The sequence below is a fragment of the Allobosea sp. FG18 genome, assembly GCF_057809495.1.
Genome location: NZ_JBMDKB010000049.1, coordinates 1 through 14,464, shown reverse-complemented (window position 1 = coordinate 14,464; position 14,464 = coordinate 1). Strand labels below are relative to the sequence as shown.

At 58.3% G+C, this 14,464-nt stretch carries 11 protein-coding genes; 5 read left to right on the top strand and 6 right to left on the bottom strand.

Annotation, left to right across the window (positions count from 1 at the left end; all coding sequences use genetic code 11):
* Together ACODTJ_RS28360 and ACODTJ_RS28355 are read right to left on the bottom strand one after the other, a co-directional pair.
* Positions 1-255 (bottom strand): transposase (locus ACODTJ_RS28360; RefSeq protein WP_488851480.1); only part of this gene is annotated, 255 nt, incomplete at its 3' end.
* Between the two features lie 623 nt (positions 256-878).
* Positions 879-2,369 (bottom strand): aldehyde dehydrogenase family protein, encoded by a 1,491-nt coding sequence (locus ACODTJ_RS28355; protein ID WP_488851478.1) that lies wholly within the window; start codon positions 2,367-2,369, stop codon positions 879-881.
* 395 nt (positions 2,370-2,764) lie between these two features.
* Here ACODTJ_RS28355 and ACODTJ_RS28350 point away from each other — a divergent pair, with 395 nt between their 5' ends.
* The 3 genes from ACODTJ_RS28350 (at position 2,765) to ACODTJ_RS28340 (ending at position 6,169) form a co-directional block, all read left to right on the top strand.
* Complete coding sequence (locus ACODTJ_RS28350; protein WP_488851476.1) at positions 2,765-3,901, top strand: amidohydrolase family protein; 1,137 nt, start codon at positions 2,765-2,767, stop codon at positions 3,899-3,901.
* Between the two features lie 264 nt (positions 3,902-4,165).
* Entirely contained in the window at positions 4,166-4,660 is a 495-nt protein-coding gene (locus ACODTJ_RS28345) for a tripartite tricarboxylate transporter TctB family protein (RefSeq protein ID WP_488851474.1), read from the top strand.
* 6 nt (positions 4,661-4,666) lie between these two features.
* Positions 4,667-6,169, top strand: coding sequence for a tripartite tricarboxylate transporter permease (locus ACODTJ_RS28340; protein ID WP_488851473.1), 1,503 nt, complete (start codon positions 4,667-4,669; stop codon positions 6,167-6,169).
* Positions 6,170-6,364: 195 nt separating this feature from the next.
* Here ACODTJ_RS28340 and ACODTJ_RS28335 read toward each other — a convergent pair whose 3' ends face one another.
* Positions 6,365-7,246 carry an N-acyl homoserine lactonase family protein gene (locus ACODTJ_RS28335; RefSeq protein ID WP_488851471.1) on the bottom strand — a complete coding sequence of 294 codons (882 nt, stop codon included), beginning with the start codon at positions 7,244-7,246 and terminating at the stop codon, positions 6,365-6,367.
* Positions 7,247-7,647: 401 nt separating this feature from the next.
* Here ACODTJ_RS28335 and ACODTJ_RS28330 point away from each other — a divergent pair, with 401 nt between their 5' ends.
* Positions 7,648-9,345 (top strand): carboxylesterase/lipase family protein, encoded by a 1,698-nt coding sequence (locus tag ACODTJ_RS28330; RefSeq protein ID WP_488851469.1) that lies wholly within the window; start codon positions 7,648-7,650, stop codon positions 9,343-9,345.
* 365 nt (positions 9,346-9,710) lie between these two features.
* On the opposite strand, the gene ACODTJ_RS28325 is transcribed toward ACODTJ_RS28330, so the two are convergent.
* The 3 genes from ACODTJ_RS28325 to ACODTJ_RS28315 form a co-directional block, all read right to left on the bottom strand.
* Positions 9,711-11,225, bottom strand: coding sequence for a tripartite tricarboxylate transporter permease (locus ACODTJ_RS28325; RefSeq protein ID WP_488851467.1), 1,515 nt, complete (start codon positions 11,223-11,225; stop codon positions 9,711-9,713).
* Entirely contained in the window at positions 11,225-11,686 is a 462-nt protein-coding gene (locus ACODTJ_RS28320; RefSeq protein ID WP_488851465.1) for a tripartite tricarboxylate transporter TctB family protein, read from the bottom strand. The genes ACODTJ_RS28325 and ACODTJ_RS28320 overlap by 1 nt, the downstream gene beginning before the upstream one ends.
* Positions 11,687-11,895: 209 nt before the next feature.
* The gene (locus ACODTJ_RS28315) at positions 11,896-12,846 is read right to left on the bottom strand and encodes a Bug family tripartite tricarboxylate transporter substrate binding protein (RefSeq protein WP_488851463.1); all 951 of its coding nucleotides are present in this window, start codon (positions 12,844-12,846) and stop codon (positions 11,896-11,898) included.
* Between the two features lie 549 nt (positions 12,847-13,395).
* Between ACODTJ_RS28315 and ACODTJ_RS28310 the strand changes: the two genes are divergently transcribed.
* A complete protein-coding gene (locus ACODTJ_RS28310) occupies positions 13,396-14,400 on the top strand; it encodes an ABC transporter substrate-binding protein (protein WP_488851461.1) in 1,005 nt (334 codons plus the stop codon).
* The last annotated feature ends 64 nt before the right edge of the window (positions 14,401-14,464 follow it).

Here is a 14,464-nt window from a genome sequence, read left to right as displayed (position 1 = left end):
CGGTGGCCGGATATTGATCGGAATGCCGGCCGGCTTCACGTCGGAATCCGCAGACCAGCGATTGAAGCGATTGTAGACAGTCGTGTAAGGGCCGTATTCGGCCGGACAGTCGCACCAGCGGCAGCCGCACCGAAGCACATGAACGATGCCGCTCAGGATGCGTCGGTCGTCGACCCGAGGCGGGCTGCCATAATGCGGAAGCAGCGGCTCGATCTTCGACCACTGCTCGTCATTCAACCAGAACAAGCGGCTCATGGAACTTACCTCTCCCATGAGCCAATTGAATCACAATCCGTCCGTTGAGTTTAGACCCTAGCCCACACCCAGCTTTTCGGAGGTATTGTTACGCGCATGGCGCGACATGATGTGGGACGCCCGCCTGGGGGGCGCGCACTCGCGTCAGAAGCTCGCGCGGATAACAGCCAGCGGCCGGAACCGTCACCGGCCGCCAGCGCGGTGCTTATCGATCGGTGGGGTTCTGACAGCGGATGGGATAGTAGGCAGGGGCGAACAATCGCGACCTGCCGCTGCGCTCCGGAGACGATGCTATTGTCTCGAGGCGATCAGCGGTACCGGCTGATATCGGAGGCTACGGGGATAAAAGATGCTTGGCCTGAGACGTGCCTCCGAGGCGAGCGGCTGAACGGCCGCCGCCAGGTCAAGGTAAGGAGCACGGCTCAGCGTTGGCGGACTTGGAACCCCGGCAACCTTATCGGGCGACACAGCGCCCATCACGTACTGCGTAAAGGAAATGTCGTCGGCCTTCCCGGGCGCACCCGGTGGCCGACGACATCAGGCTTTGAGCTGGCGCCCAGAAAGAGAGCTCCACACGCTTGCTGAGATGATCTGACCGGGCGATCCCGAGCGGCAGACCAACCTCAGCTGACGTTGATGTATGCCGCCTTCTGATAGAGATAACCGTCGATCTGGGAGGGCCCGCCCTTCCAGCCATAACCGCTCTGCTTGTACCCGCCGAAGCCTACCGCAGGGTCAAGCATACCGTAACAATTGACCCAGACCGTTCCCGCCTGCAGGCCGTGGACCATCTTGAAGATGGTGTTCACATTCGTTGACCAGACACCGCTGCCCAAGCCGTACTCGGTGGCATTCCCCAGTTCCAGGGCTTCCTCGACCGTGTCAAAGGGGATCACTGCGGCGACAGGCCCAAAAATCTCTTCCCTCGCAATTGTCATCGAGTTTGCGACATCGCCGAAAACGGTCGGCTCGATGAAGAAGCCTTCCGAGAGTTCGCCTCCCAGCCGCTTTCCGCCGGCGACCAATCGGGCCCCCTCTTCGCCGCCCTTGCTCACGTAGCCGAGCACGCGTTCGAGCTGCTTGTGCGAGATCAGCGGACCCAACTTGGTGTCTGGATCCATCGGATCGCCGACCTTTATCGTGCGAGTGTAGGCCCCCATACGCTCCAGGAACTCCTCGTGGACCGCGCGCTGCACAAAAACACGGGTGCCGGCAAAGCAGATTTGACCACTGTTGTTGTAGACGCCGTTGGCCACCCCGGGCACGGCCTTGTCGAGGTCCGCGTCCGCAAAGACGATGTCCGGGGACTTCCCGCCGAGCTCCAGCTGGATGCGCTTCATGTTCACCGCGGAAGCCTTGATGATTTCCCGCCCAGTGGCGGTCGAGCCCGTGAAGGCGACGCGGTCGACGTCGGGGTGAGCAGCTAGCGCAGCACCAGCTTCAAAGCCGTACCCCGTCACCACGTTCACGACCCCTGGGGGGACACCAGCTTCCTGCAACAACTCCGCCGTCCGTAGAATGCTCAATGAGGCATCTTCGGCTGGCTTCAAAACTGTCGTGCATCCGGTCGCCAGAACCGGCCCCAGCACGTACAATTGGCTGTTCAGAGGCCCGTTCCAAGGCACGATGCCGCCGACCACACCGACAGGCGCCTTCAGCACCATGGTCGTCACGGTGCCAGGTAGCGAGTTGGGGATGGTGTCCCCGTGGATCGATCGCGCCTGGCTGGAATAGTAGAGGATGTTCTGGATTGCGCTGTTCTTCGCCGCGCGAAGCCGCGAGAACAGCGGCGCACCCATGTCCATCGATTCCAACATAGTGAGCTCTTCGAAATGCTTTTCGTAGAGCTCTGCAAAGCGGACTAAAACTTGTTGCCTTTGTGCGGGCGTGAAGCGGCTCCAAGGCCCATGAAATGCCTTCCGTGCAGCCGCCACTGCAGCATCGACATCAGCCTCCCGTCCCCTAGCGAGAGTTGCCAGCTTCCGCCCAGTCGACGGGTTGAAGGTATCAATAGATTCCCCACCAACCGGAGCGCGCCAGTTTCCATCGATCCAAAGGAGCTTGTTCGGCTGGTGGAGGAACGATGGGAGCGGATGTTCGACGGGGGCGTTCATGAGGTACCTCCTTCGTCCACTCGTGCTGAAATCGGCGCCGAGATGTCACAGCCGAAGCCGTACGCTCCCCGCGTCGTCCAACCACAAATGAGGGACGGATTGCCTGACAAGCTTGGGCATCACCGGTTCCCCGCAGACGGTCGCTGAAGAAGATGCCCGCCATCCCCTTCATTTCGCTGCGGTCAAAGTGAGACCATCAGGCGGAAGCTACCCTTCTTCAACATCGTGTCCATCGCGATTTCCCGCAGGCGGGAATCACGAAAATCGAAAGAAGATCACGCCATTGACAGCATTTTCAGCGCGGCATTGAACTATGCCTCATCAAAAATAACCAAGCCCGGCGCGGACTGCTTGAAGGCGAAATTTGAACAATCGCGCCACTAGGGAGGCAGATCATGTCGAATAGCCAACCGGCTCGAATTCATGACCGAGGAAATCTCGACGACTTTCGGGGCAACCAGCCTAGAAGTACGTCGGAGGTTGCCGCTTGGATGAAGCAGGAGGCTCCGGTCGAGCCGATTGACCCGAAATTTCCTATCGTCGATCCACACCATCACTTGTTCGGCGGGCCGCATGACCGGCTATATTACCGACGCGAGGATCTGCAAAGCGATCTGAACTGCGGTCATCGTGTGATCGGCACCGTTTACGTCGAAGCCTATGATTCGGGCTGGAGGACATCGGGGCCGGAAGAACAACGTCCCGTCGGTGAGACGGAGATGATCGTCGGCTTGTCCCAGCAGCCTCTGCCAACGGAATTCGGAAGCTGCGATTTTGCGGCGGGCATTGTCTGTCACGCCGATTTGGGCCTCGGCGCTGCCGTGGAAGAGGTGCTTGCGGCACATGTCGAAGCAGGTCGCGGACGGGTGAAGGGCTTGCGCCAACGGACCGCGACAGTCGAGGGCATAGTGGGAAAGTACAGCCCTAGCCTGCGCAAGCCAGAGCTCCTCGCCGACAACCAATTCCGCGAGGGTTTCGCCAAACTTCGCGATTTCGATTTCAGCTTTGATAGCTGGATCTATCACACGCAGTTCGCCGAACTTATCGACCTGGTCGATGCGTTTCCCGATACCCCGGTCGTCGTCGATCACATGGCGGGCCCCATTGGCGTTGCCGAGTTCCGGAGCCGGCACGCGGAGGTCATGGCCGAGTGGGAGCGGGGAATGCAGGCACTGGCAGAGCGCCCGAATGTCTTCATGAAGATCGGGGGGATGGGCATGCCATTGTTCGGCTTCGGCTTTGAGCATTGGCCTAAGCCTCCCGGCTCCGCTGAGCTCGCGGAAGCTTGGCGGATTTATATCGAGACGAGCATCGATGCCTTCGGCACCAACAGGTGCATGTTCGAAAGTAATTTCCCCGTCGATAAGCAGTCGACGAGCTACGCCAGCCTCTGGAACGCGTTCAAATTGGTTTCAAAGGGCTGGTCACAACAGGAGCGCGCCGACGTGTTCTTCGGAACCGCCTGCCGTGTTTATCGGCTGCCTCACCTTCTCAAGCTCGGCGAGGAGCTAGCGAAGGAGACACCGCGCTGATTCTGGCTTCTGAGAATCGCGCCGTGGTCCCCCTAGGCTTTGATAGCACCTTTTGGACGACTATCGCGATTTCATGCAGGCCGTAATCTAAAAAGGCGGATGGACACTCTAGGTGCCCTCCCCGATCCTCCCGCCCCACGCCGCGACCGTCATGGCCGCTCTGCCCTCACGGCCTCGGCGTGGGATCGTTTGCGCGGCGAAAGCCGCCGCAGGTGATTATAAGTCAATCAGTAAGCCGGACCACCGGCAGTCGAGGAAACGCTTATGGAAACGGTCGTGAAAGGGCCAAAGGATTTCTGGACAGGTCTCATTTACGTGATGGTCGGTATCGCCGCGCTCTGGTTCGGCTCCGAGTATCCGATGGGAACGGCAGGTCGCATGGGCCCGGGCTATTTCCCGAAGGTACTGGCGGTAATTCTGCTGCTTTTGGGTATCGCATCCCTCGTTCGATCTTTCCTGGTCGAGGGTCCCCCAGTGTCGGGCCTAGCTTTCACTCCGCTCCTCCTCGTGCTTGGCGCGTGTGCCCTCTTCGGCTTCATCATCCCTCGGCTCGGCTTAGCCGCTGGGCTCGTCGTGCTCTGTGTTATGAGCGCCGCCGCCAGCGATCAGTTCCGCTTCGATCCCAAGATCGCTCTGGGCCTCGTTGGCCTGATCATCGTCTGTGGCCTGGTCTTCGTGAAAGGCCTGGGCGTTCCGATCCCGCTGCTGGGCACTTGGCTTGAGCCAACGCTCGGCCCCATCTTCCCCTGGCTGCGGTGAACGATCATGGAACTTCTCGACAACCTTCTCCTCGGCCTGACCGCGGCCATGACACTGCAGAACCTGTGGTGGTGTCTGGTTGGCTGCTTTCTCGGAACCGCCATTGGTGTGCTGCCCGGGCTTGGGCCGACAGCGACCATCGCAATGCTTCTTCCCGCAACCTTTGGCCTACCACCCCTAGCCGCGCTGATCATGCTCGCCGGCATCTTCTATGGCGCGCAATACGGCGGCTCAACGACGGCAATTCTCGTCAATCTACCTGGTGAGACGTCCTCGGTTGTCACAGCCCTGGACGGTTACCAGATGGCTCGCCAAGGCAAAGCCGGCCGAGCTCTGGCGATTGCCGCGATCGCCTCGCTTTTCGCTGGGACGGTCTGCACGCTCATGATCGCCCTCTTTGCTCCCCCGCTCGCCGAATTGGCGCTGCGCTTCGGTCCTGCTGAGTACTTTTCGCTTATGGTGTTGGGCTTGGTAGCTTCGATCGTTCTTGCGAACGGCTCGATCCTCCACGCGCTCGGCATGATCGTTTTTGGTCTGCTGCTGGGTCTGGTCGGCACCGACGTCAACTCTGGAGCACAGCGGTACTCCTTTGACATGCCGGAGCTTAGCGACGGGATCAATTTCGTCATCGTGGCCATGGGCGTGTTTGGAATTGGCGAGATCATCGCCAACCTCGAACATCAAGGCTCTCGTGAGACATTGGCCGCCAAAGTCACAGGCCTATTTCCAACCCGTGAGGACTTCCGACGCATGATCGCCCCGACCCTGCGCGGAACTGCGCTGGGGTCATTCCTGGGCATCCTTCCGGGCGGTGGCGCGACCCTAGCCTCTTTCGGAGCCTACGCGCTCGAAAAGAAGGTTTCCAAGAACAGGCACGAGTTCGGCAAAGGCGCAGTGGAAGGCGTTGCAGCACCGGAGAGTGCCAACAACGCCGGCGCTCAGATGTCATTTATCCCGATGCTCACACTGGGCATTCCGTCGAACCCGGTCATGGCGCTGATGATCGGCGCGATGATCATCCAGGGCATCCAACCGGGCCCCAGCGTCATCACTGAGCAGCCCACGCTTTTCTGGGGCCTCATCGCCTCGATGTGGGTCGGCAACCTGATGCTCCTGATCCTCAACCTCCCGCTCATCGGGATTTGGGTGAAGATGATCTCGGTGCCCTATCATCTGCTCTTCCCAATGATCCTGGTTTTCTGTGTGATCGGTGTGTTCTCCCTGTCGAACTCGACATTCGATATCTACCTGATGGTCGTGTTCGGCGCGCTCGGCTACATATTCAAGAAGCTCGACGCTGAACCCGCGCCTATGCTGCTCGGGTACATCCTCGGGCCCATGATGGAGGAGTACCTGCGTCGCGCGCTGCTCATCGCCAAGGGTGATCCGACAGTGCTGGTCACGCGTCCCATCAGCGCGACGATGCTCGTGATCGCTGCGCTCCTGCTCGCGCTGGTCTTCCTGCCGTCTTTCAGCAGCACCCGCGAGGAAGCATTCAAAGAAAGTTGATCTGCCGGACGTCGCGCGATCTGCTCTGAATCGAAAAACGGGCGCGCTCAACTTGGTTGGGCGCGCCCTTTCTTTGGGAATCATTACGAGTGCGACTACAAGCGCAAGCGGTTGCCGCGTGAGCGGCGGGGCTCGGTCCCGCTGGCGGTCGGGCCGCGATTGGCGGCGATTGATGGCTGTGCCCGCGCTTGAAACCTATTTCGAGTCAAACCAGGCCGGATCATAATTGTCGGTTCGCGCAAGCGCTTGCGGATCGCAGAATGCCGGTTGTTCGTGCAGAGCGACCAACTCGATCCCCCCTACGGAAATTTTGGGATAGAACGCGCGAACCTTTGGATCGTGACCCGGAATGAGCCGATCTATACCCCCTGCCAGGTGCTCCAAACGACGGTAGGACTCAATCGTCTTGGCGCTATCGAGCGTTATGATGCAGGGCCGGTGATCCAGAACGTTGGCGTAGAAGTGCGAGGCATCAGAGGCGAGGACGACCCACCCTCGATTTGTCATAACTCTCACAGCCTGGACGGCCGCACTATGCCCGGGGAAGGCATGTAAAGTGATACCGGGAAATAGCTCCGCATCACCGTCATGGAAGACCACGCGGTCGGCATAGGTATGCCGGACTAAGGTGACCACATCCTCGACGTCGAATGGTCCGCGATGATGGGCGTCGCACATGCATCTTCCAGTAGCAAATGCCACCTCAGCGTCCTGGATGTGGAACCGCGCGTTCGGAAACCGACCGATGTTACCGGCATGGTCATAATGCAAATGCGTAATAATGATGTCCTTGATCTCGTTCAGATCAATTCCGATGCGGCTCAAACCGTCGAGTGGGTCGAAGGCCAAAGGGCGCGACCTTTCGCGACCGGCTCGCGGGCTAATTCCGGTGTCAACTAAAATGGTTCGAGACCTGCTTCTAATTATCCATAAATTATAATCCATCGACATGGCGCTATCGTGGATGTCTCTGAACATAAAAAGGTCATTCGAGGTACGCTTTACCTTACAAAAACACATGGCGAAGACCTGATAAACATCCTCCTCGCCAGGAATCTCGTCAAAAGCATTCCCCATCGTCTTTTATCTCCTCCTTGAGTGTCATTAAACGAGCTATTTTGCGTCTTTTTCTTAAGAAAATATCAGAAAATGAGGCTACACAAATTTCGTAAAGCTATATTATTAAATAAAGGAACATTAATCACCGGAAAATATAACGTAAATTACGGTATTTACGATCGCGTTAAACGCTTTGCGCTGCGAATGAGCCTTCATAGTTCGGCACCATCTCCCTGCGTTGAAGGCAGAGCGCATTTATTTCTTTTTGTGATTTTTCGTCAGTATCACGGACACGGCCGAGGGCCGCTTAAACTACCGCCAATCTGACCTATCTCGACAGGAACAGCTCGTCTAATTGCGATTCACGCAAGCGGTAATCGGGAATCCCGAACAGCCTGGCGCATCGCTCCCGATTATAAATGCACCGTCGGACGTCAGCCGGCGCTCTGACGACGCACGTCAGGGCGCCCGGGGCCAGGCGATTTACCGGGTCGCCTTTGCAGCCACCGCGATTGAAAGCCTCTCTGATCGAAGTAGGCAAAAAAGGGGACATGACTTTGGAGAAAGGCCCTCAAGGCGTATCCGGAGAACCTGTTGTCGAGACATCCCTTGGTCGGATCCGGGGCGCGCTCGTAAATGGTGTGCAGATCTACAGGGGAATCCCCTATGCGGCTTCAACGGAGGGGAAGAACCGGTTTCTGCCGCCACAGCCTGCTCCTCCATGGGCAGGCGTTCGAGATACGCTTGATAATGGGTGCGCATCGCCACAAGAGCCGCGGCCTGCCAGCCGCCTACTAGATTGGTACGGCGCCTTCGAGACGATGAGCGAGGATTGTTTGAAGCTCAACGTATTCGCCCCCGCGCCTCGCAAGGACAAATTGCTGCCCGTTATGGTCTGGCTGCATGGAGGTGGGTGGTCGGTATTTGCTGGAACGTCCCCAGGCCTGAATGGGAGCGCTTTGGCCCAACGCGGCGAAGTCATGGTGGTCACGATCAATCACCGGCTAAGCCTGTTTGGCCACCTAAGGATCACCGACGGGGACGAGCGATTTGCCTACTCGGCGAATGCCGGGGTCCTCGATCTTATTGCAGCCCTCGAATGGGTTCGTGAGAATGCGGCGGCGTTCGGCGGGGACCGCGACAACGTAACGATCTTCGGGCAATCAGGAGGCGGCGGCAAAGTCAGCGCGCTTATGGCTGCTCCACGAGCTCAGGGCCTCTTTCACAAGGCGATCGCCCAGAGTTGCAGCGGCAGCCTGAAGCTAGCTGAAACGAGCGAGGCAGATGAACTTGCCCATGGCCTCGCGGCGCAACTCGGGGTGGCTCGACTTAGCGGTGAAGCTCTGCAGGCAGTCCCGATGGAGCACTTCATCAAAGCGCTCGCGGACGCGCCTCGTCGCTATCGGCCGACTCTAGATGGCTTGGTCTTTCAGCGTCACCCGTTCGATCCGGACGCTCCCGCCATCTCCGCCAATATTCCCTTTATGGCCGGATGCACATCAACGGAAACCCGCTTGGTACTTGCATCGAACCGGGCGAATTTTTTCCTGGATTTCGGCGAGGCACGCCGGCGAACAAGTAGATTCTTGCGAACCGACATGCACGAAACCAAAAGGATTTTTGACTCTTACCAGACGCGAGATCCTAAGGCCTCGCCGAGTGATCTGCTTGCTTCCATCACTTCAGACTATGCCTACGTGCGCGGGACGCTGCGTGAGGCCGCGCTACAAGCTGTGAACGGCCAAGCGCCAGTCTACACCTACATGTTTGACTGGCGCACTCCTGTTTGGGATGGCTTGCTGAAATCTCCTCATTGCGCCGAAGTACCGTTCATCTTTGGAACGGCAGAGGTCGCGCGGGAGCTCCTTGGACATGGGCCGTCCATTCCAGGCATGACCGAGATGATGATTGAAACTTGGTCGAGTTTTGCGCGCCATGGTGATCCGAACAATTCTCTGATCCCGTATTGGCCCCGCTACGACGACGCCAGTCGCATGACGATGATGCTGAATGAGGTCAGCCATGTGGAAACTGATCCAGGTAGCTGCGCCCGATCGTCCCTGAATCCCCTACCCTTCTTCGAATACAGCATGCCTCAGAACTACAACCGAGCTTGAGTTTGTTGGGGCGGAATTCGATTTCGCCTTCGACGCTTAACCGGCTTCCGGCGCTTCCCGCCGAAGAACGGGGCTGCACCAAAATGACGTCTCTGCGCGGACAACCGCCTAGCGGACGCAACCCGTTGCCTCTTAGCCCGGCCTGTCGCTATCGAGCGGCTGAATGATCCTCGCAAATCCGGAGTCAAACTCCATGATTGCAAGGATAATTCGTCCCGGAATGGCTGGCGAGATCTCGCGCTCCTCGACGAAGCCTCGCCATCGCGCTGATCGGCCCGCGAATAGGTCGGCATTGACCGACGCCCCGCCCTCACCTGGCATAAGCGCGAGCAACAGGCTTCCACCGCTGTCTCGGCCGTTCGTACTCAATCCTGTTCTTGAAATGCCACCTCGCGCCCCTTTCTGAAGACCGGCAGCAAAACCAGCATCAGGATCGCGGTTGCAGCAATTAAAAGAGCAAGACTAATGGGCTTCCTGACGAATATCGTAGGGTCGCCATACGAAATTTGCAGCGCACGCTTAAAGTTTTGTTCGAGAATAGGCGAAAGCACAAAAGCCAGTAAAAGCGGTGCCGGCTCGCATTTCCATTTAATGAACAGGTAGCTCACCAGCCCGAAAATCACGAGAAAGATGACATCAAAGCCAACATTGTTGATCGTGTACGCTCCAATGCACATGAATGCAAGGATCAGCGGGTAAAACAGCCGATAGGGAATCTTCAGTAGCTGAACCCAAATACCGACCAGCGGGAGATTGATGATCAGCAGCATGACGTTGCCGACCAACATTGATGCGATCAGGCCCCAGAACAAGTCCGGCTTTTCAGTCATAACCTGGGGACCCGGCATAATTCCATGTATCATCATCGCGCCCGCCATCAGCGCGATGATTGCGTTGGACGGAATACCCAGCGTCAGAAGCGGAATGAACGACGTCTGAGCGCCTGCGTTGTTCGCACTCTCAGGAGCTGCGACGCCCTCAACTGCACCACGACCAAACCGCGAGGGATCGTCGGCCAACCTCTTTTCGAGCGCGTATGCAGCGAATGATGAGAGCATTGCCCCGCCGCCCGGCAATAGGCCAAGGAGTGAACCGAGACCAGTTGCACGAAGCACAACCGGCCAGCAGCGGCGAAAATCGTCGCGGGAGGGCCAGAGGTGGGTGATGCGGTCTTTGACGGAAATCTGCCGTTCCTTGTCTTCGAGATTCGTGATGATCTCGCCAACGCCAAAGAGCCCCATCGCTATCGGCACGATCCCAATCCCGTCCGCCAACTCAGGAATTCCGAGCGTCATCCGGAACGCACCAGAGGCTACGTCGATCCCCACCGTCCCCAGCAGAAGTCCGAGGACGAGCATTGCCAGGGCTTTCAGGACGGATCCGTGAGCCAGCACGATTGCCGCGATCAGGCCCAGAATCATAAGCGAGAAATATTCGGCAGGTCCGAATAGGAGAGCGACCTGAGCGAGGGGCGGAGCAAAAAGAGCAATCACCAGTGTGGCGGCGATTCCAGCAAATACCGACCCCAGCGCTGCCACCGCCAATGCCGGCCCGGCCCGGCCCTGACGCGCCATCTCGTGACCATCGAGACACGTGATGGCCGACGACATTTCACCGGGCATCTTCACCAAAATCGAAGTCGTCGATCCCCCGAACTGGGCACCGTAGTACATCCCCGCCAGCATAATCAGCGCGGAAACCGGCGTCAGGTAAAAGCTGATCGGCAAGAGCATCGCGATCGCATTCAGAGGCCCGATACCGGGTAAGACCCCAATCATTGTGCCAAGCAGGCAGCCAATCGCGCCGTACAGAAGATTATCGAATTGCAACGCGATGCCGAGGCCATGCATCAGGCCTGATAGACTAGCGAGAAGGTCCATCAGTTGCCTCCCCAGATCGGTGGCCAAACAAGCATCGTCTGCCCAAGGCCATGCACAAAAACCAGAACCGAAAATACAACTGTGCCCAAAGCCAGAGCCAAGGCTTCCGTGATTTTCGTGTCGCGGTTCGCGGCACAGCCAATGAGCACAAGGCCAGTCAAAGCCACGACGAGACCAAGCCGCTCGATCGTCAGTGCAAAGAACGCTATTGAGGCCAAGATCAGCGCAAGCGGGCGCAGCTGCCAAGGTGCCTCTTTCTCGCCGGGGCTCAAGAACCCCTGCAGCGCGACCGCAAGGCCGAGGCCGATCAAAATAACTGCCAGTAGTTTTGGAATGTATCCTGGGCCCAGCCCTACCGCCGCAGAACTCGAAAGATTCCAAACCAACCACAAGGCAACAATCGCGGTCAAAATTATGAATGCGCCCAGTAGCACGTCGCCGATATTTCTGATCCGAAGCACGACCTAGCCCCTTATTTGTATTGGTATTTTTGCGACAATAAGGCTCAGGGACTCGGGCCTAAGCCTTTCATAACTGCCCGAATTGAAGTTGCCGGACGACCTCTGGCATCACACACAGCCGACGTCATTGATCAACAATCGGCTGGCGAGGAGAGACCCCGCCAACCTTCGATCGGAATCTGAAAAGCGGCTGCGCCGCAACGCAGCAATTACTGAACGGCGATTTTCTCGCGCTCGACAAGCGCCTTCCAGTTCTTGTTTTCGACCAGCGAATGCTGCTTAAAGGCCTCACCAATCAGAGGGTCCGGCACGGGCGTGTTCTTTGTCGCGGCCACAAACTTCGCAATCGCCTCCGGATCCTTGTAAACGGCGGCGAGTTCTTCGGTCAGCTTATCGCCAATTGCTTTAGGCAACTTGGGCGGTGCTACAAAGCCCCACCAAAGATTCCACGTTGCTCCCTCCAGTCCCGCTTCTTTCAATGTCGGCACGTTCGGAAAGGCTGGATGGCGCTCGGCCCCGTTTGCCGCGAGCACCTTGAGAGAGTCCGGGAACGGCAATCCCGACTGGGTCATTTCGACATTGCCCGCAAGCATGTCTTGGAAAATCGGCGCGGAACCCGTGTAGGGAATATGCGTGCCTTTCGCCCCAGCAGTACTTTCGAGCATGGCGATGCCCAGATGCACAACCGCCCCCACGCCTGTGCTGCCATAACGCAGCTTACCCGGATTGGCCTTCATGAAGGCCACCATGTCCTGGATCGTTGTGAAGGGAGAACCCGGATTCACGACCGTCAACGTCGAAATATTGAACGGCCGGATCAGGTAGGTAAATTGATCGTACTTGTAAGGGAGGTTTTCGCGCACCGCCGGAACAAGCGGAAAGTCGGATGACGTGAACAGAAGGGTGTAGCCGTCCGGAGCCGCCTTTGAGACGTAATCAACTGCGATCACCGTCGAGGCCCCTGGCCTGTTTTCGACGACAACCGCCTGCCCGAGCCGACGCTGGAGAAACTCGGCCGTGATCCGAGCCATCACATCCGTACCGGCCCCAGGATTGGCAGCGACAACGATTTTGATTGGCTGCTTTTTCGGAAATTCCTGCGCCATACCTGAAGACACGGTGATCAACAGCGCACCGACGAACGTTAGCAGCTTGAGCATTTTTACCCTCCCAGGTTGCCTTTTCCCTTAATTTTATTGCCAGAAACGCTACTGACCGCGCCATTTCTGTCCATTTCGTTTTTCGGCAAGCGGTGATCATCAAATCGGATCATCGTCTCTACGGCACCCCCTGACGCCGCGCAGGACTGGCTCAGCACTTCAATCAAGCCGAGCAAGTTGGGGGCTGGCACTCCAACGGTTCACATGAAACCTGCCGCGCCAACCGGGCTGGGTCGCCTCTTCCTCGATCTTTTTTGAGCGACGAACCTGCTGTCTCGGTCCGCGGCCTCTCGGGCGGCAACGGGCAGTTATCCGAAAATTGCGATGCCCGTTTGCGGATAATCGAATTGGACAACGCCCCACGCGCAATCGACCGTAATTCCCCTAGGAGCCGGCCTTGGCTCCCAAAAATATGCTCTGACCGAAGCTAACGAGCCTGGACGAGCAAATGATCTGGGCACCTGCACGCGGGCGGGCGCACTCGGACTGCCGGAGGGAATCATGGACAACTGTCGTACTCGGGCTAACGCCGCCCCCCCGCACGCCGGCTTGTTCACCTTGAACCGTAAGCAGGTCCTCGCCGGTATAAGCGCCACTTTGTTCAGCCCGGCCGTTTGGGCACAGAGCAGCTCGCGGGAGTTCACGGTACCGATTCCGTCAACGAGCTTCGCGACCGCTTCGCTCCGTGCGGCGGTCGACATGGGTTGCTTCAGGAAGAAAGGCCTCACGCTCAGTCTCCCGATTATGGAGAGCGGCAGCAATATCACCGCGGCGCTCCTCTCCGGGTCAGTGCAGTTGGTTCTCGGCGGCCCCGGCGAATTGGTTGCCGCCCAAGGACGGGGGCAACCCGTCGTCCTCCTGACAAACTGCTATTGGGGCCAATCGGGCACCTTGATTATGTCCAAGGAGCTAATCGAGAAAAGCGGGATCGCTAGGTCCGCGCCACTTCGCGATCGCTTGCAGGTCCTGAAAGGCGTTCCAATCGCCAGCGTGAGCGCAACGTCGGCGCTGACTGCCTCCTTCAGGGGGGCCGCCGAGACGGTCGGAATCAAGCCGTCCTTCGTCTATATGGGTCAGCCTGCGATGGTCGCAGCACTCGAATCCGGCGCGGTGAAGGGATACATCGCAAGCGCGCCCGTCTGGGGAACTTCGGTCACCCGCGGCGTGGGTGTCGACTGGGTAAGCGCGCCTCGAGGCGAACTTCCGGATGACAACGTGCCCAGAGGCGCGACTGGCCTCAACGTCCTGCGCCCCTTTGCTGACGCCAATCCGGAGCTAATGGCGCGAATTCTCGACGCCTACAAAGACTTCTCGGATTCGCTCCAGAGCTCGCCGAAGGAAGTTCGCGCGTCGCTTGCGCGACTATATCCGACCGTCGAGGCGGACGCGATGGATCTGCTCTTCGAAGCGGAAAAGGGCGCTTGGCGTTATCGCGACGTCACAACCGATGACATGAAGCACGAGATCGCATTTGTGAAGGCATCCGGCGCGCCGATCCCTGGGTTGGACAAAATTGACCCGCAAGCGACCTTCTACGCCCGACCCAAGTCATAAGCATTCTGGTTGCGTATTCCGATGAAGCCGGCCATTGATTCCGAAACGAAGCCGGCCACCTGTT